The organism is Ruegeria sp. CL6 (genome assembly GCF_056536465.1).
The window spans coordinates 518,771-536,479 of the sequence record NZ_JBQFPR010000002.1; the positions used below are offsets into that span (position 1 = coordinate 518,771).

Annotated in this window: 18 protein-coding genes; 7 read left to right on the forward strand and 11 right to left on the reverse strand. The window is 52.7% G+C overall.

Translation table 11 applies throughout. The features are described 5' to 3' along the window. Positions 1–18: 18 nt before the first annotated feature. From ACR0LH_RS07445 to ACR0LH_RS07470, 6 genes are all read right to left on the reverse strand, one after another. The gene (locus ACR0LH_RS07445; RefSeq protein ID WP_170750426.1) at positions 19–762 is read right to left on the reverse strand and encodes an SDR family NAD(P)-dependent oxidoreductase; all 744 of its coding nucleotides are present in this window, start codon (positions 760–762) and stop codon (positions 19–21) included. Positions 763–816: 54 nt separating this feature from the next. Continuing rightward, positions 817–1,689, reverse strand: coding sequence for an NAD(P)-dependent oxidoreductase (locus tag ACR0LH_RS07450; RefSeq protein ID WP_170750424.1), 873 nt, complete (start codon positions 1,687–1,689; stop codon positions 817–819). A 10-nt stretch (positions 1,690–1,699) separates the two neighbouring features. Beyond that, entirely contained in the window at positions 1,700–2,134 is a 435-nt protein-coding gene (locus tag ACR0LH_RS07455) for a GlcG/HbpS family heme-binding protein (protein ID WP_170519537.1), read from the reverse strand. Between the two features lie 19 nt (positions 2,135–2,153). Next, entirely contained in the window at positions 2,154–3,440 is a 1,287-nt protein-coding gene (locus tag ACR0LH_RS07460; RefSeq protein WP_170750422.1) for a TRAP transporter large permease, read from the reverse strand. Positions 3,441–3,442: 2 nt separating this feature from the next. Then, positions 3,443–3,976 (reverse strand): TRAP transporter small permease, encoded by a 534-nt coding sequence (locus tag ACR0LH_RS07465; protein ID WP_480720340.1) that lies wholly within the window; start codon positions 3,974–3,976, stop codon positions 3,443–3,445. 76 nt (positions 3,977–4,052) lie between these two features. After that, entirely contained in the window at positions 4,053–5,027 is a 975-nt protein-coding gene (locus ACR0LH_RS07470; RefSeq protein WP_480720341.1) for a TRAP transporter substrate-binding protein, read from the reverse strand. A 322-nt stretch (positions 5,028–5,349) separates the two neighbouring features. Here ACR0LH_RS07470 and ACR0LH_RS07475 point away from each other — a divergent pair, with 322 nt between their 5' ends. Next, the gene (locus ACR0LH_RS07475; RefSeq protein ID WP_170750420.1) at positions 5,350–6,018 is read left to right on the forward strand and encodes a GntR family transcriptional regulator; all 669 of its coding nucleotides are present in this window, start codon (positions 5,350–5,352) and stop codon (positions 6,016–6,018) included. 24 nt (positions 6,019–6,042) lie between these two features. Here ACR0LH_RS07475 and ACR0LH_RS07480 read toward each other — a convergent pair whose 3' ends face one another. Together ACR0LH_RS07480 and ACR0LH_RS07485 are read right to left on the reverse strand one after the other, a co-directional pair. Next, the gene (locus tag ACR0LH_RS07480; RefSeq protein WP_170750418.1) at positions 6,043–6,561 is read right to left on the reverse strand and encodes a redoxin domain-containing protein; all 519 of its coding nucleotides are present in this window, start codon (positions 6,559–6,561) and stop codon (positions 6,043–6,045) included. A 638-nt stretch (positions 6,562–7,199) separates the two neighbouring features. Further along, the gene (locus tag ACR0LH_RS07485) at positions 7,200–8,153 is read right to left on the reverse strand and encodes a helix-turn-helix domain-containing protein (RefSeq protein WP_480720343.1); all 954 of its coding nucleotides are present in this window, start codon (positions 8,151–8,153) and stop codon (positions 7,200–7,202) included. Between the two features lie 324 nt (positions 8,154–8,477). Here ACR0LH_RS07485 and ACR0LH_RS07490 point away from each other — a divergent pair, with 324 nt between their 5' ends. After that, the gene (locus ACR0LH_RS07490) at positions 8,478–10,202 is read left to right on the forward strand and encodes an amidohydrolase (RefSeq protein ID WP_480720345.1); all 1,725 of its coding nucleotides are present in this window, start codon (positions 8,478–8,480) and stop codon (positions 10,200–10,202) included. A gap of 46 nt (positions 10,203–10,248) precedes the next feature. Continuing rightward, complete coding sequence (locus tag ACR0LH_RS07495; RefSeq protein ID WP_480720346.1) at positions 10,249–11,313, forward strand: hypothetical protein; 1,065 nt, start codon at positions 10,249–10,251, stop codon at positions 11,311–11,313. Positions 11,314–11,502: 189 nt separating this feature from the next. On the opposite strand, the gene ACR0LH_RS07500 is transcribed toward ACR0LH_RS07495, so the two are convergent. Then, positions 11,503–11,817 carry a hypothetical protein gene (locus ACR0LH_RS07500; protein ID WP_480720347.1) on the reverse strand — a complete coding sequence of 105 codons (315 nt, stop codon included), beginning with the start codon at positions 11,815–11,817 and terminating at the stop codon, positions 11,503–11,505. A gap of 348 nt (positions 11,818–12,165) precedes the next feature. Between ACR0LH_RS07500 and ACR0LH_RS07505 the strand changes: the two genes are divergently transcribed. Then, positions 12,166–12,528 carry a nuclear transport factor 2 family protein gene (locus tag ACR0LH_RS07505; RefSeq protein WP_170484832.1) on the forward strand — a complete coding sequence of 121 codons (363 nt, stop codon included), beginning with the start codon at positions 12,166–12,168 and terminating at the stop codon, positions 12,526–12,528. A gap of 214 nt (positions 12,529–12,742) precedes the next feature. Here the strand turns inward: ACR0LH_RS07505 and ACR0LH_RS07510 are convergent, their stop codons facing one another. Continuing rightward, positions 12,743–13,822 (reverse strand): DUF2652 domain-containing protein, encoded by a 1,080-nt coding sequence (locus tag ACR0LH_RS07510; protein ID WP_480720348.1) that lies wholly within the window; start codon positions 13,820–13,822, stop codon positions 12,743–12,745. A gap of 222 nt (positions 13,823–14,044) precedes the next feature. Here ACR0LH_RS07510 and ACR0LH_RS07515 point away from each other — a divergent pair, with 222 nt between their 5' ends. Then, positions 14,045–14,404: a hypothetical protein gene (locus tag ACR0LH_RS07515; protein WP_170484836.1), complete on the forward strand. Its 360-nt coding sequence runs from the start codon at positions 14,045–14,047 to the stop codon at positions 14,402–14,404. Between the two features lie 139 nt (positions 14,405–14,543). On the opposite strand, the gene ACR0LH_RS07520 is transcribed toward ACR0LH_RS07515, so the two are convergent. Further along, on the reverse strand, positions 14,544–15,695 hold the full coding sequence (locus ACR0LH_RS07520; protein ID WP_480720699.1) for a sulfotransferase domain-containing protein: 1,152 nt from the start codon (positions 15,693–15,695) through the stop codon (positions 14,544–14,546). Between the two features lie 594 nt (positions 15,696–16,289). Between ACR0LH_RS07520 and ACR0LH_RS07525 the strand changes: the two genes are divergently transcribed. Further along, positions 16,290–17,096 carry a VOC family protein gene (locus ACR0LH_RS07525; protein WP_170558228.1) on the forward strand — a complete coding sequence of 269 codons (807 nt, stop codon included), beginning with the start codon at positions 16,290–16,292 and terminating at the stop codon, positions 17,094–17,096. Beyond that, positions 17,093–17,422, forward strand: a complete 330-nt coding sequence (locus tag ACR0LH_RS07530) for a hypothetical protein (protein WP_170384192.1) — start codon at positions 17,093–17,095, stop codon at positions 17,420–17,422. Before ACR0LH_RS07525 ends, ACR0LH_RS07530 begins: the two co-directional genes overlap by 4 nt. Positions 17,423–17,709 lie beyond the last annotated feature (287 nt).

The following is a 17,709-nucleotide window of genomic DNA, read 5'->3' on the forward strand; positions in this document are numbered from 1 at the left end:
TAACCTGTTCTGCAGTGGTCACGAGAACAGCATCCCACCATTGATATCGACATTGGTCCCGGTCAGATAAGCCGAGTCCTCGCTTGCCAGAAACGCCACGAGGTTCGCAACGTCCTGAGACTGGCCTTGCCGCTTGAGCGGCGCAGCAGCTTCTAGCCCCCGACGGCCTGCATCGGGAGTATGGATGTTATGGAAATCCGTGTCGATCATGCCTGGGCAGATTGCGTTGACACGGATATCCGGACCCAGTTCTTTTGCAAGACTACGGGTGAGCGTCATGACCCCGCCTTTTGACGTTGCATAAGCCGACGCACCCGGGCCACCACCGTCGCGACCCGCCTGACTGGCGATGTTTACAATGGCCCCGGATTTCATATGCAGCAGTGCCGCTTTGACCATAAGAAACGTGCTGGTCAGGTTGAGATCCATGACAGCCTGCCAATGCTCAAGCGACATCTCGGCGATTTTCTTGCGCGCGATCAAACCTCCGGCATTGTTCACCAGAATGTTCAGGCTGCCATAGGTATCGACCGTCTTGGCGATCAACGCATCGACCTCTTCGGGTTTGTTCAGGTCGCCTTGCATTGCAAACGCCTGTCCACCGATCTTTTTGATCTCGGCTACGGTTTCCTCGGCGCCGGCACTACTGGCGAAGTAGTTCACCGCGACATTTACCCCTTCGGAGGCGAGTTTGACAGCGCAGGCGCGCCCGATATCGCGGCCACCACCCGTGACAATTGCGGTCTTTCCCTGAAGTCTCATGGTTGCTCTTTCCCGTTCAATTGGTGCTGCTATGCGTGACTGATGGATCTGACGCTAAAGCTTGGCAAAATAGTCGAAGATTTCCGGCACGTTGCCGTCGCCCATGCCTGCGTCCGCTGCTGCCTGAAGGTTGTTCGCGGTTCCTTCAGCGATCTCGGCACGAGTGCCCACGTCCTCGGCCAGCTTCAGGAAGTATCCAAGATCCTTGTTGGCGTTGTTAATCGAAAACCCCAAATCGCTGACACCATCCACCGCGTAGTTCTTACAAAACTGCATAAAGGGGGAATTGGACGGTCCAGCTGACATGATGTCAAAAAGCTGCTGTTTGTTTACCCCTGAGCGTTCAGCCACAGCAAAGGCTTGGCTCATGGTGCAAGCTGTCGTCATGCCCATATAATTGTTGATGAGCTTGGTCACATGGCCCGCACCCAGTTCGCCGAGGTGAAAGACATTTTCCCCCAGTACATCCAGGACAGGTTTCACCTTCTCAAAGGTGGCTATATCGCCCGCTGCCATGATGTTCAGCAAACCGTCCTTGGCGTGCGCGGGTGTGCGTCCCAGCGGCGCATCAATCATACCAGCACCTTTTGCGGCCAAGTCTGTGCCGATTTTGCGTGTGGACGCTGGGATCGAGGTGCCAAAGTCAATGACCACAGCACTATCTTTGATGCCTGCCAGGATGCCGTCATCGCCGTAGATCAGGCTTTCGACGACATCCGATGTTGTTACACAAAGCATCACGATATCGCTGTTTTCAGCAAGCTCGCGTGGCGTTGTAACCTCTACAGCACCGCGGTTGACAGTGGCTGCGACGGCTTCCTTGTTCCGACCCATAACAACCAGATCAAAACTGTTGTTTTGCAGGCACTTTGCCATGTTACCGCCCATAAGACCGAGGCCGATGAAACCGATGACGGGTTTTGTCATATCTGACTCCTTAAACTCTTTCCAATTGGGCTTCGCAGAGCGCCGTGACCCCTGCCTGCGCAACTTCGAGATCCTGAGCTGGCGAGCCCGAGCTGACACCGATCCCGCCAACCACCTGTCCGTCGACCGTCACGGGAAGGCCACCTGCAACGGTCACCATTCGCCCACCCAGCGTTGAGGATATTCCGTGTGCGGCCATGCCTGGCTGATTTGCTTCACCAAGAGCATCGGTTCCTTTTTGGATGCCGGTTGCAGTGAAACTCTTGTCGATGGCCAAAATGATGCTGGTAATCTTGCCACCATCCATCCGCTCAAAGGCAATGAGGTTGCCGCTTTCGTCTGTGACGGCAATACACATCGGTACGCCGATTTCCTGCGCTTTGGCTCGCGCTCCTGCGATCAACTTGCCCGCGTCATCGATGTCCAGGCGTCTTATTGTCAGCATCGCCTCATTCTCCTTTGATTTAGGGGCCAATGATTAGGTTCGGCAGCGTCAGCGATATTGCCGGTACAAAAGTGATCAGCATGAGCGCGGCAAAGATGGCGAGGTAGAAAGGCCAAATCGTTTTGACCGCTTTCTCCATCGGTAGTTTTCCAACAGCACAACCCACAAAGAGACAGGTCCCGACAGGTGGGGTGCAAAGACCAAGACCGAGGTTCACCAAAAGGATCATGCCGAACTGTAGCGGATCGATGCCCAGCATGTTCATCACCGGCAGGAAAATCGGTGTGCAGATCAGGATCAACGCGGCCATATCCATGATCATCCCCAAGAGCAACAGCACAGCGTTGATCATCAACAAGATCAGGATCGGGTTTTCTGTGATACCCAACAGGAATTCGACTGTTTTTGTCGGCACCCGGTTGAACGTCAGCATATAGGCAAAGGCACCGGCGCAGGCGATCAGGATCATCACCATAGACGTTGTGCGCACCGAAGAGATAACGGCGGTTTTGAAGTTTTCCCAGGACAGGCTGCGATAGACAACAAGTGTCACCACAAAGGCATACATTGCCCCGAACGCGCCGGATTCAGTGACCGTAAAGACGCCTGACAAGACCCCTCCAACAATGATCACGGCCGTCAACAAGCCAGGGATCGATCCAACAAAGGCGATGGCCAGTGCGGTCCAACCCGGAAACTGTTCGGCCTGATAGCCGCGCTTGACCGCCACGACATAGGCGGCAATCGCAAGGCAGCAACACATAAGGACACCGGGCACAACTCCGGCCAAGAACAGTTTTGAAATTGAAACTACACCGCCTGTTGCGAGGGCAAAGATGATCATGTTGTGGCTGGGTGGGATAATGATCCCGGCAATTGATGATGTCACTGTGACGTTCACCGCATAGTCGGCGTCATAACCTTTGTCTTTCATCACTGGGATCAGAATTGACCCAAGCGCCGAGATATCTGCAATTGCCGATCCGGAAATGCCACCAAACAACATGGACGAGAAGACATTGACGATACCAAGCCCACCGCGCACAGCGCCTACGGCGGCCTGCGCGAACCGAACCAACCGGATCGCGATTCCACCGTGAAACATCAGCTCGCCCGCAAAGATGAAAAACGGGATCGCCATTAGGGAAAAGACGTTGATCCCGGACACGATACGCTGGAACCCAACAAACATCGGCAATCCTTCAAACCAAAAGGAAGCCAATGCAGCGATACCAAGGGCGTATGCCACTGGAGCGCCGATGATGACACATAGGGCAAAAACCCCCAAAAGAATCATGAGTCCCATGACTATCCCTGATCTATGTTGTCTTGGCGTTCGTCTCGGCCCTGAAACAGGCGGATCAGATGGCCAGTGGAAAAAAGGAACACCAACGCGCCGCTGATTGTCAGTGGCAAGGAGCGCAAGCCCTCTGACCATTGGATGAGCGGGATCAGGGTGTTCCATTTGAATATTGTCAGCTCGATCCCGTACCAAAACATCATGCCACCGAAACCTGCCATCAGGACATCAGTGAGCACGACGAAAACCGCTCGCACAGAGGGTGGGACTAAATTGCGGAACACGACAACAGAGAGGTGCGTGTGATTGTGCACACCCGCAGCCGCTCCGAGAAACGCGATGACCATAACCAAAAGCAGTGAAACCTGCTCAACCCAAGTGGGCGTGTTGTTCAGAACGTAGCGACCGAACACCAGCCAGGCAAAGATCGCAGTCATAACGACAATGGCGATGCCAGACAGCAACATGCAAACTCGTGCGAGCAGATCAAGAATCCTGTCCATGTTGCGCATGGCGGCAGGGGCGGTATCGGGCTCTTGCATTGGATTTCCTCTGAGACAAAACGCCCGGCATCCAATTGGCGGAGCCGGGCGCTCAAAGTTGAACTGTTAAGACAACTTATTCAGTGGCTTGCGCCATTTCTACCAACGCTTTCATATCAGGATTTGCAGCCAAGTAGTCTGCATAAACCGAATCCATTGCGGACTGGAATGGGCCTTTGTCGGCGATTTCATTGACGGTGATGCCGGCCGCTTCAACATCTTTACGCGCTTGTTCAGAACCAATTGCCCAAAGCTCACGCTGGACCAATGCGGCTTCTTCAGCTGCACCGCGCACAGCGGCTTGCAATTCAGGAGACAGCGCATTGAATTTGGCCGTGTTAACGCAGATGCACTCCGGGATAATCAGGTGTTCGGACAAAGAATAATTTGTGGTCACTTCATAGTGACCGACATTCTTGAACGACGGGAAGTTGTTCTCCGCACCATCAACAACGCCGGTTTTCAGCGCTTGCTGAACTTCGGAGAATGCCATTGGAGACGGGTTACCGCCCATAGCTGAAATCATAGATGTATAAAGATCGTTGTTCATCACACGGATTTTCAGACCTTCGACATCTGCGGGCGTGTTGATCGGCTTTTGGCTGTAGAAAGAACGCGCACCGGCATCAAACCATGCCAGTGGCAGAACACCTGCTTCACCCATCGCAGCTGAAACAACCTCACCGGCGTCGCCGTCCAGCACGCGGAACATGTGCGGCACATCTTTGAAGATGAAAGGAAGCGATACAAGGTTAGCTTCTTTCACCATTGGGCCAATAGGACCGAGGTTGAAGTTACCAACCTCGATTGCGCCGATACGAACCTGTTCTAGGGCATCCGGTTGGGAACCAAGAACACCACCGTGGAACACATCGACGGTAACTTCGCCGTCTGTAGCGGCGTCAACCAGTTCGGCAAACTTGTCCATTGCAGCCGTGTTGGGATGGCCGTCGTTGTGGATATTCCAGGCTCGCCAGTTTTCGGCTGAAGCTGACGTTGCAATGAATGCCACAGCGGTCGCAGTTGCAAAGAACGATTTCGTGAAATTCATGGGTTCTCCTCCCCGGTTATTTTTGGACAGGATTTGGCTTTCATGGAATTTCAGAGACCGTAAGCCACGTAGCTTTCGATTTCCCCCAAGAACCAGAATCGCTGCTGCCCTTAAAGGGACACTAGTATCCAAGTTATGTCAACTGTAGGCTTTTAGTATGTCAGATTGCTTGACAGTCGAAAGCGCAGGGCATTTGATAGGTGACAGGCCTACATTGGTTCACTCAAGCAAAACAAAATAGAATATTCTATTTGTTTCAATGCCATAACAGTGGATCTGTAATTTGAAACGTGACTAAGACAGAGGGCGCAAGCAACATACCGTGGAAGAAATTGTCAGACGAACCACAACCGATGCGGTCTATGAAGCGCTACACGACGAGATCGTTTCGCTTGAAATTCTTCCCGGTACAAAGCTATCCGAAACAGAGGTAGCCAGCCGATTCGGCGTATCACGCCAACCTGTTCGCAACGCATTCACAAGGCTCGGTAACGAAGATCTGCTCTTAATACGACCACAAAAGGCGACCGTAGTTCGAGGGTTTTCTATGGAGCGTGTGGCTCTCGCGCGATTGGTTCGAATGGCGGTGGAGCTAGAGATCGTCCATCGAGCAATGGAAGTTTGGGACGCAGCAAGTGAAGCAAAACTTGAAGAAAATCTCGCCTTACAAGAGCAGGCGATCAGTGACGGTGATCTATCGGCGTTTCACTCGCTGGACTATGATTTTCACAAACTGATCTACGTGCTCAGCGGCAATCCGATGGCATTTGATGTAATGCTAGAATCCAAGCAAAAGGTTGACCGGCTTTGTATGCTCAGTCTTGAAAAGGGCAGTGCCGCAGACGCAATCCTCGCCGATCACCGAGAGATTGCACAGGCCATGGCGGCAGGAGACCATGACCAAGCGCAAGCCGCTGTCAGAAAACACCTGTCCCGCCTCGACGAAACCATCGACTTCATCCACAAGACGCACCCAGGCTATTTTGAGTAACCGAGGCCATGCGATCTGGTGGTCTCAGGCCGTTCCTCGTTCCGGACGATCATTATCAATATTGAATTTCATGCCGTCCAAAAGCTCTTCCAAATCGGGACGTGCCGCAGGGCCGTTAGAGATATCGGCCAGCATCAGTGTTCCATTCGGACGGATGGCAAACGCGCCAGGTTCGGCGAACAGACCCGTCGTTTCTGCATCAGATAGAGGCGATGACACGTAAAGACCAAGCGCGCGCATTTGCGCTTCAGTCATTCCATAGCAAAGATCAAAATCCCAGCCGAATTCTGCTTTGTCTGCCGCAGCTTTTTCTTTGGTGTCGGCAGAGACAACAATAACGTCCATAACGTCAGCCCATGCCGACAGCGCCGCATTCAACTTGTTCAAAAAGCGCTTGCAGCGTGGACAATGCTTACCTCGATAAACAAACAACATGGTCCAGCGGTCTTTTTGTTGACCGATCGTAACCTGGTCATCAGACCCCAGCCTTAAAAAACTCATTTGCTCGATTTGCGCGCCGACATTTGGTTTGGCTGAGGTCATGAGTCGTTCCTTTCTTCTACAAACAAGGGCTTTGCGCGGATACCGTTAGCTTAGTTCATGTCACGTCAAGGCAATTATTGAAACCAAGATCGCGATATCATTTAGTGCTTGAAAGGCACGCTCGATCTAAGATTGCTGTCAGTTAACGAGGAATCACCGATACCTACCCGCCGTCACTCTACGCCCCTCATTGCAGCCGGGCTTCTAATGCCGTAACAGGTGTGAGCGCAACCAGCGTACTTGTGTCGAATTCAACGCGACCTGATCACCTGTGGCCCCCAAGAAAACTTTAGAATCGAGACCAGAACGTTCAAACGATCGGTCCGGTGAAACCCAAAACGTCACCGTTACTAGTTAACTGTAACTTTAGGCTCGAAGCCGTCGGTCGCTGCGCTTTGTACGAATGGCCGGTTTTGGTGAAAGCAACCATCAGCCGATTGCATCGTCAATGACCGCTATGCGGACATTGCTGCCATTTGATCGAAGTCGGCTATGCGGACCATGCAGATTTTCATCCATACCGACAACCCAATTCATAATACGTCGAAGTGGTTGCCCTCGTAATTTGATTAGAAGCTCCAAGAAAATATTGATTGCTTAGCCAATTGACGCCAAAACCGCGGGCGGCCTGATCACAGTTAAGACTTGTCGGCCAAGGTCTTTTTCAACGTCTCAGACGGCAACTCTCTGAACATCTTTTGGTATTCTTTCGCAAAATGGCCACCCGACAAGAAACCATGCATGAGCGCCGTGTCCTTTACTGATCTTGGTGGTGATTCAACGTCTAGGAGATGCTCTCTGACGGAGGTCAAGCGCCGTTTCAGTACATATTGCCAGGGCGATTCACCAAAAATATCGACAAAGCTCTCGTGAAGTTGGCTGCGCCCGACGCCTGCCACTCGACACAGAGTTGAGATCGTTAGTTCGTCCGGAGAGATACGAGTGATTGCGTCCCTCGCCAACCTAACACTTTTAAACGCTGCCTTTTCCAAAACATGTGTACTTTTGGATAATAGGTTCAAAGACAACATCCAGTCCGCGATCTGAGCAAAGAATGCGCTTTCCACTATGCGGTTCATGGCAAACCGTCGGCCGCTTTGATCAAAAGGCGTGGCATTTAGGAAAGCTCGGTCAGCTATCTTGGATAGCTTCTCGGCTGTTGCCAGACCAACTTCCAACTTATTGTGCCCCTTGGGCAGCTCATCGTAGGTACGCCTGCTTAAGGAGGCGATTTCCCTTGTCATTCGATGGCGTTCGAAAGCAATGAATAGCACTTTCCGATCTTGACCTACGTTGCAGTACTCGTACTGCCCGTCTAGAAGATAGACATCGCCAGGATTGGAATACCAACCATTTACGCGGTAATCCCCATCCCAAGAAAGCGGCAACATTAGTGCCATCAAATCCTGCCGGCCGAGCACTGTCCAAGAAGACCGGGCTTTACTGGAGGCAGTATTCACGAAACTGTTTTCTCCGTAGATCCAACAATCTTTTAAGTCGATTTTACCGAGACCAAGCTGAACAAGTTCTGTTTCCCGAACTGGTGCGTTCGTGAAGTGTTGTGCAAAACTCTTTATAGGTCGCAACTGCATATGGCCGCTCCAAGATACGTGAAACACTTAGGACCAAAATTAATGTGCGGTCCGAAAAAAATAATACACCGGATAAATTGAATACTATTTCATCGCGAGAACTTCACCAAATCAACTAATCTGATCGCGACAATTCGTCGAAAGCAAAGCGGGTTGGGAATGCCCAATAGAGGATAGCGGAGGCAGACTTTCATGCATTCCGTCATGTAATGAGTCCTGCAAACGCATGGAGTTTAGGTGTCTTTGCCAAACCGAATTCGAGACACATAGAGCCGGCTGCGCAGCGGCTTAATCAAAATTTATTGAGATATAAGGAGTTATCGCATGAGAGACCCATTGCTTCCCTACAAAACGGCATACCTACCAAACAGGCGTGATGTATTGAAAACCGGGTCGCTCGCTGCTGCAGGGGCTCTTATGCTTCCCTATCGAACAGCTCTTGCCCAATCTGATGCAGCAGACGTGGTTTTCAGTGGCGGTAGTATCCTAACGATGGACACCTCCAATCCACGGGCTGAAGCTCTGGCGATCCGTGATGGGCGGATCGTCGCTACCGGTAGCCAAGGCGAAATCGACGCGCTAACCGCGAGCACGACACGCATCATTGATCTTGACGGCAGAACGCTAATGCCCGGCATGATCGACAGCCACGCGCATTCGTATTCGGTGGTCAAGGACGACTTTATTATCATCAGTCCGACAGAAGTGGCGAGTTTCGATGAGGTAATGCAAAAACTGAACGAAGGTGCCGCCAAATTGAAAGAAGGCGATTGGCTTCTGGCCGCTGACTATGACGGCGTCGTGACCCCCGGCGGACGACAGTTCACTCTTGAGGATATGGACCGCATCGCCCCCAACAACCCGTTCCTGTTGCTGGAAGGAAGTGGTCATGCAGCTTACGCTAATTCACTCGCCTTCAAAATCGTTGGAATCGACAAGAACACTCCGGACCCCGTCGCGGCTCGCTACGTCAAAAATGACGACGGGGAACTCACTGGTCGCTTGGAAGAGCTCCCGACATTTGGCCCGTTTCTAAACGCTGCCCAACAACTGACCGATAAGGATATGGAGGCGCGAACGCTCCGTTTTTTCAACTCGGGTGCCAAGGTCGGAATTACGACCTTCGGTGATCCAAGCGTCGGTCAAAACAAAGGGATAGAAGACCTCAGATTATTTGAGCGCATCAAGGATCGCGCGCCGGTGCGGACGCGCGCGTTTCTAGTCTCAACCCTGATGGACGAATGGGCCGAAAACGGAATCGGTATGGGCTACGGCGACGACAAGATGCGCGTTGCCAAGATGAAGGCGTGGTCAGATGGCGCAACGCAGGCCTACAGCTCTTACTTGCGCGAGCCTTACCTTGGCACGGACAGTCGTGGAGCACTCAACTACACCGAGGATCAACTGTACGAAGTGGTCAAACGTGCACATGGGGATGGCTTCTCTCTTGCCGTTCATGGAAACGGGGATGCCGCCATAGATCTAGTGCTACGTGTGTACGAACAGGTTTTGTCGGAGAATCCACGTGACGATCATCGGCACCGGATTGAGCATTGCAGCGTCGGCCACCCCGAGCAGTACGACAAGATGAAGGAACTCGGTGTTTCACCAACCTACCTATCCGGCCATATCCGTTGGTGGGGTAAGGCATTCCGGGACAATCTGCTTGGGCCAGAAAGGGTCGAGTACTACGATGCCGCTGCCACAGCCGTTGAAAAGGGCATCCCGTTCTCAATGCACAGTGACTACTCGGTATCGCCGCTTGGCCCACTGCGCTGTGTGCAAGATATGGTCACCCGTGTCATGGCTGACGGGGGTGAGGTATTCGCGCCAGACCAGCGCATTCCGGTAGAAGAGGCGCTAAAAGGGGTCACGACTCATGCGGCGTGGCAGCTGCACATGGACGACATCGCAGGCAGCCTCGAAGTTGGCAAATACGCAGACCTCGCAATTCTCGAAGATGACCCCACAGCAGTCGATTCAATGCAGATCGAGAACATCGCCGTGAGCGAGACATGGTTGGAGGGCATGGAGACGGACACGCTGTGATTGGACTGTTGCATGAAAGTCAAATCTTCTCAGGTAGGTTAAGACGTTGAAACGTATAATCATCGCAGCCTTTTCGGGCTCAGTAGTCTCCGTGCTTATGGCCGTCCCCACTGCGCTTGCCTGCGCCTTTCACAACTATATCCCTCAAGACACTCTAGTGGACAAGTTACTGCGCAGTAACGAAATCGCGCTGGCAATTCCGGTGATAGAGGATCCAGTGGACCCATTGCGATACGACCCGATTGCTGCAATCGGTATAGCGCGCGAAAATATAGAAATTCCGCAACGCGTAGACGCAACTGCAATCGAAAGACTGGGGAAAAGTCCGGGGGCCTACGCAGTTTTTGGACGGGAAAAGTATGGCGCTTGGACGCGACTTGCGCTTGTCGATGGAGATCTGATCCCAATCTTTGATCATATCATCGCTAGGCTTGAGGACTGGCGCGGAGGGAACGACGCTGACAGGTTGGCGTATTTCGGAGCTATGTTAGGCCACTCAGACATCCGCGTGCATCGGTTGGCGCTCCGCGAATTAGACCGTGTGGACTACAAGACGCTGAAGGGGCTTGAACTGACCATACCGGCGGCTTCTATCACTTCACAATGGGTTGCTTTGTCAGACCCCACACTCTTGCCAATACAGATTCTTCTCCTTGGACTGTCCGACGGCAGGGAAGCTGAGCGACCTTTGAAACTGGGGCTTAAAGTTTATTCAAATAAATCCGGTCCTGCATTGGGCGCTTTCGCGACAGCTTTCTTGGAACACGGTGGGCCAGAGGCCGCCTTCGAATTGGCGATGGGTTATCTAGCAGATGAAACACTTCCGCTCGAAAACAAGGAACTGGTCGCCGAGGCTTTGGCAATTCATAGCCAATCCGGGGAAGAAGAGATGCAAAACGTTGTTCGAGGCGCTGTTGCAACGGTTTTGCAGAATGAACCATCGATTGCCGCGGTTGTGGCCCGTCAATTCGGAGCTCGTGAAGAATGGAGCCAAGCCAAGCTGCTTGCCAACCTCCTAAAGGCTGGGCACTTAACCTCGCCAGAAGATGTCATTGCGGTGCGCGAATACATGTCTCTGGCCGGTGAGGCTCGAGCTGTGGCGATACAGTAGTCACAATTGCGACTATTGAATCTTCAATGTCCACATTGGGCTCAACGCGGACATCGTAATCATTTGGTCAGATATCCGCTTATGGACGGATGGCAGACCTAAACGTGCGAAACGTGAATGTCTGCTATGCGAACTATAGGGGCGCTCAAAGAGGTCGCTGAGCAGCAAGATCGTTGTGAAATCGAAGGGCTAAGTCCAGGCGACAGCTGTTCCAACAAGAACTAGTGCAATCCCGGCAGCTTCTTTGACTGAGTATACCTCTTCGAAGAAAAAATGTGAGACTACACCCAAAATTATGACTTCAGCTCCCATTACAGCCACGTAAATCAGCCCCAGTTTTTCATGCCCCAGAGCAGCAACTTCGAATGCGCCAGCTGTAAGTAAGGCAACAGCGATTATGGTTGCCACGCCCAGGCTGGGTAGTGTCCACCATGACTTCATGGCGACCATAGCAATACAATAAAAAAGAGCAGATAGCAGTGCGAGTGCAACAACCATGTTCATGATTAAATCTCCCTCGATACTAACAAAATATCAGAATGAAACTCATTGAGATGTGACCTAATTCACAAAGCAAATTTCAAATTTGCAGGAGTCAAAACTACAGATATTGTCAGCGGCCCAATAGGACGTTTCGTGCTCGGTTTGGTCATTCGCCGAAACTTCGCTAGCGACCGCGATGCGGACAAAGCTGCTATGCATCATGCGCCTTACGCGCAGAGTAAACGGCCCAAGCCGCGACAATTCGTTTTCCCAAATTTAAGTATTTCTCACGTGACGCACAAAGACGAGCATCGAGACAGGCTTTTGTGATAGTCTGATGACACCAGCGGGTAAACTTAGGGGGAAAAGATGTCTGATGTTGAAAGTGTAAAGGCCCTCGACGCGTCCATCATTGAAGGGATCAATGCAAAGGATGCGAGTATGGCGACAGCCGCTTACGCCGAAGATGGAGCCCTCATGCCACCTGGTGCTCCTACAATGTCTGGCCACGCGGCCATCCGAGAGTATTGGCAGGCGGCAATTGATGGGGGCCTTGAGAACGTTTTGGCCAATCCAACCGCAGCTCATGTCAGCGGAGACTTTGCAGTTACGATGGGGACTTTGACAGGCTCAATGGGCGGGCAAGCACTTGCTGGGAAGTACATTCTTTACTTCCGAAAAGGCAACGACGGCTGGAAGGTTCAGCGTGACATCTGGAACTTTGACGCATGACGCACAGAGGGTCTGGAACAGGCCAAGGGTTAATCTAACTACTTTCCGTAGGCAGGTCGCGCTCATTGAAAGTGGCTTACGTAGCGCTTTAACGTGACCATTACCTATCAGGGCTTGGCCGCAGGTTTTTGACGCCATTGTCCACGTCACGGATAAGACAGGTCTAGCATCCACCAGTAACTCGACCTTAGTTTGGGCATTACACCATATGCCATTAATTGGACTGGCCGAGTTTTTTGTCCATTTCCATAAAGGACGCAGCCCAAAATTCCGCCAGAAATGCCGCCGCCTCTTGTTCAGAGATTTCTGAACGGTTTCCAGCTGAATCAGTTGCTTCGCCGAATGTGTAGCGCAAATCAGTGCCACCATTGTTTTCCGTCAGATGATAGGTTTCCGGCAGGCTAATGTGCGGACGGGCGGGATCTTGGATTCGCGTCGAAAAGTACTCAAAAGGCTCCCAATCAGTGACGCGATAATAAAAGTCTGCCAGCTCATGAGCGCAATGATAGTTAGATCCGGGGGCAAGACGACCTTGCGGATTTTCAACCGTGACCGTCTTGATGCGGTCCATCCAGTTCTGTTTGAGCTTAGGAGCTACCAGAAATTCCCAAACCACGCCGATAGGCGCGTTGAAATGGTGTCGGAAAGTCCAAACGCCATCCTCTTCGGCGAGATAATGGCGTTGGCGTTTGGCGCGCAGGCGCTCCCACGATTTAGCCAGATCATAGACCTTCATGCAGACTTCACCAAAGTGTTCAATATCCTGCGAAAATGGCTCCATTATTTCACTGATATCCATGGCATCTGCGGCTGCTTCGCTGAAGAGGGCATAGCTGCGAATGCCCGTACGTTCTGCAACATCTGTCTTGGTCAATCTGTGGACCAGAATGACATCGGCACCGGATATGTCCTTGGTAGGACCCATTTGCATTTCGTCGAATTGGCCATGGTGGGCGATGATTTTGAGGTCTAGTGTGCTGACATTTGCGCAAGCATTACAGTTGCATGTTGTGTTCGCGATTATATCCTGCCGTCGTAGCGCAAACGCGTTATAGAGATTTTCGCAAATGGTCAGAAACGTCTCACCCGCTGGAAAATCCTGCCGTGTCGAATACGCTAAAACAGCGTCGCCTTCGGTTTTCCAAAAGTGCAGCGGGTCCCCAACTTGCTCAAGCAAAACTCCCAGGAGAGATTGCAGGATTGGATTGGCGTGATCCATTTCCGAAGATGTCAGAAATTGTGTGTAGCCGGTAATATCAGCAATAAGCAGATAACCTGTGTGTGTTGTCGTCATATACTCTCTCCCCAAAGAGTACTCGGCACGGATATGTGCGCTCGCTCAAAAAATACACGCACACATCAATCATGGCCAGACTGTCCAGGCGTTTTCAAAGTCAGACCGACAAGCGCAATGGTTTGGAACACCATCGATCACTGCTGCATAATTTGATTCTTCCAAAGCAATTGTGGCTTGTGCATTGTTAGTAAGAGCTCTGTGAAATTGAAGGGACATCGCGTGAAGATCTATTCCGTATTCGTTTGGTTACTTGCTCTTAGCTTGACATTTGGAGGCGTTGATTTGGCATCCGCCAAAGAGAAAGGCGGAAACTCAAAAGACAAGAAAGTTCAGCTGGACGGCAAACCAGGCAAGGGCCAGAAAGCTGTGCCTCCAGGACAAATAAAGAGATATACACGGGGCGCCAAGCTTCCCAGCGACTTGGACTACACGGACATTGGAGACCTTGCAGACTGGAAATTAAAGCCTCCGGGAAAAGGCAATCGTTACATACGCGTCAACGATGAGATTTTGGAAGTTACTGATGACCTGTCAACGGTCGTAGACGCAGTTGGCATCGTCGGAGACCTCGCCAAATAAGAGGGCCTAAAAAACTTAGGATACTCTCAGCACTAGAGCCTAACGTTAAACTTGCGGACAAAGCAGGGTGTCAGAAACCTGCCCATTGGTCCTTAGTTTTGCCAGTTCTTCCGTATTTGCTTCGCCGCACATGTGCGACTTAATTGGGTAAAGTGCCTCCCTCGTAAACCCATTTGATGGCGGCGGGCTCAGGACAAATCTGGCCACCAACTTCGCGCAGGTGCCGGGCAATCTCCTCCGTCATTCCATCCATTCTTGCCTCGCCAACGGCGCCCTTGCGGATCATGGCTCCGGAATTAAGGATTGGGATCTCTGAGGCCGTACGCCCTTCAAACTTTCCCTCATTCGCTTTCATCCATGGGAAGGATGTAAACTCAAGCACATTAGCCCATTGTTCTTCGGTCAGCTCTTCACCGATGAATTCGGCAATCTTTCGGATTGATCCTTGGTGGTCACTCTTCATGTCAGAGAAGTGCAGGAACAAAACGTTTGGTTCATTCCGGAGCGGCCACCACGCGGCGAGAAAGCCAAAGATCGCGCCTTGCATACCGTTGGCGTCAATCACATCAGAATAGAAGGTTGGAAAGTCGGGTCGACAAAGGGCTTCTCTTGGCACGCCCCAGAGTTCATACCATGCGTCCGAGTGCTTGTTCAGGAATGGCCTGAATGAAACGAGGGCCTCCTCCGGATTTCGCATGATTACGACATATTTGACGTCGGTGCCCGACCCGACGCTCTGAAACGGCACCGCAGGTGGCGGCGAATGCGTCTTGAAAGCGCGGCGCGTGTTGGTTGGCATGGCTGTTACCCGTTCAACCACGGCTTCTTGGGGCTGCCCTGGGAAGGCCAAAAACTCAATCCAAGGCACCTCTTCGTAGACGTCTCGAAAATCATCAGTCCCGCCCGTTAACAACTGATGAACGATGTTCATTGTCCAGGTTGTCCCGCTTTTTATTGGAACAGAAATCACTACATCACCGTCCCTCCAAGCGATCTTTTGTTGAATTTCCGGGGCTATCCAAGGTGGCCCTGAAGGTGGGGCGCCGTCTACTGGGACGTCGTTCATTATGATTGACCTCTCATTGGCCTCCCTTCGGTCGAGAGGACTAAACCACCAACTTACCCCGCAAAAGCGGACTTTTCCAAATCCCGTGCACCAGGACCACTCAGATCCATGCGCGATGGCCCAAACAAGACGGGGGACGAACAGCTTATTATTCGTACCAACCAGCTTTAAAAATGAAAGTTCCGGAGCGGGCTCGGTGCGGTCATTCGCTAACTCACATCGCATGTCACATTTGGAGGTCCAGGTGTGCAATGGTGTTCAACTAGTTCGCAGCAGTTGTTTTGCCTTCTAAATAGTTTGGCCTACTTCGTTAATAGGTGTTGCAACACCAGCACTCAGCCCCATCCAAGTTTAAGCGATTTTGCTGGTCCCCGGCAGATTGCTGGTCAAACTTGGTGGGGCTTTCTATCGAGATGAAAATTGCTAAATTCCATTTTTCAACGAACGCTCCGGCCTTGGTGCCGATGTTAAGTGAGTTTCACTCAACGACTGCTAGGCGGACGGAGCTGCCTGATGCGTCCGCAGCGAAAAGCACCTTGATTGCTCGACCGATTCACTGTGTTGTCAGCGGCGGCGCGGCATCATTTCTAAAAACCGGACATTCGAAGCGTGTAAAAGGTCCAAAACCAATCCCGCCATTCACTGCACGGCCGTCGGATGTTTCACATGCGGCCGTAATCGCCGTTTGCCGAAATGCCGCTCGGGTAGATTTCCTTGAAAACCGAACACCGACTGACCGTCAAGTGACGGTTGATTTGGCGGAGCCGGCCTGATTAACTCACCGAGTTCGACCAAAGTGAATTGTTGGGATTTGATTTGATGATGAACCGCAGAATGATGCTGGGAACTTCCCTGGCTGCGTCGGCACTGCTAATCGCCGGATGCGTCGCTACGCGTCAAAGTATCGTGCCCGGCAGTTTTGCTTGGTTTGATCTGATCACCAGCGACCCTGATGCGGCGAAGTCCTTTTATGGCGGCATGTTCGGCTGGCAATTCGGATCCCCGGCCAGTGACGGGTATATTCCTGTCAGCGGAGGTGGAGAGGCGCTGGGCGGTGTGATTGCTTCTGCCGATGCGGGCTCTGATGTCGAGTTTCCGTCGCAATGGGTCCCCGTGCTGACCGTCGTCGATACCATCGCCGCAACGAAGATTGCCCTGGGCAGGGGTGGCAAGCAGGTCAGGTCTCCCTTCGCCACATCTGCCGGGACGTTCTCTACCATTCGCGACGCAAGCGGGGCGTTGCTGGTGCTTTATGACGGGCCGGGCGGGTTCCCGCTGAACGCTTCACTGCGGGAGAACACATGGTACTGGGCCGATCTTCTGACTGACAACCCCAGTCGGGCCCGGTCTTTCTATCACGCGCTCGCCGGATGGGAGACCGCGCAGAAGAATGGTCAAACCGTCTTTTCCAGCGGTGGCGCCGTCCGTGGCGGATTGGTGCGGATATCCCGACGCAAAGCGGAACCGACATGGCTGCCCTACGTTGGAGTCTCGGATATCGGTTGGGCCATTGCCCGGTCTCAGGAACTGGGCGGAGGCCCGCTGACCGTCGCCGAAGATGCAGCCGTGCTGCTCGATCCCACCGGCGCGGCGGTTGGGGTGTCGCTGATCGGAGGTGCGGCATGATGGTGCCCATACTGCGCCTGACCTTGCCCGTGGCTCTTGTCGCTGCGACCTTCGCACTGACCGCCTGCGGGCCTACCACTGGCCAGCCCAACGTGCGGACCGGCGTTTCCGTCCATGTCGGCTATGGCCGTGGCCCCTGGTGGCGCTGGGGTGGTTACTATCCGCGCCCGCCGGGCGTTCTGCCGCCCGATGTCTTACCACCTGAGCCCGGCTTGCCGATCGAACCCAGCCCGCCAATTGCGGTTCCGCTCCCGGAACCCGATTTTGGTGGCGGCAATTTCGGAGGGTTTGACGGCGGCTTTGATGCTGGCGGTTTCGATCTCTGACCCGGCAATCCAGCTGAGCAATCAAGGTGATTTCGCTGCATCAGCGACCGGCAGAAACGTCCGCGTTGCAGACACGGCCCCTTCAGTCTTCGCTGCGGACCAAACGAACGTCCGGTTCTAATGCTGCCCTGCGGCTGGCCAAGAGACACTGCGGGATGCCGCAGTTGCGAACTTGACAGAAGCAGGGTGTCTCCCTTGGGCTCGAAGCAGTCATCCGACGGCATTAGCGATGAGACTGGTTTGTGGTTGCGAGCGGTCATTGGGGCCGCTCTCAGGATTGGTCCGAC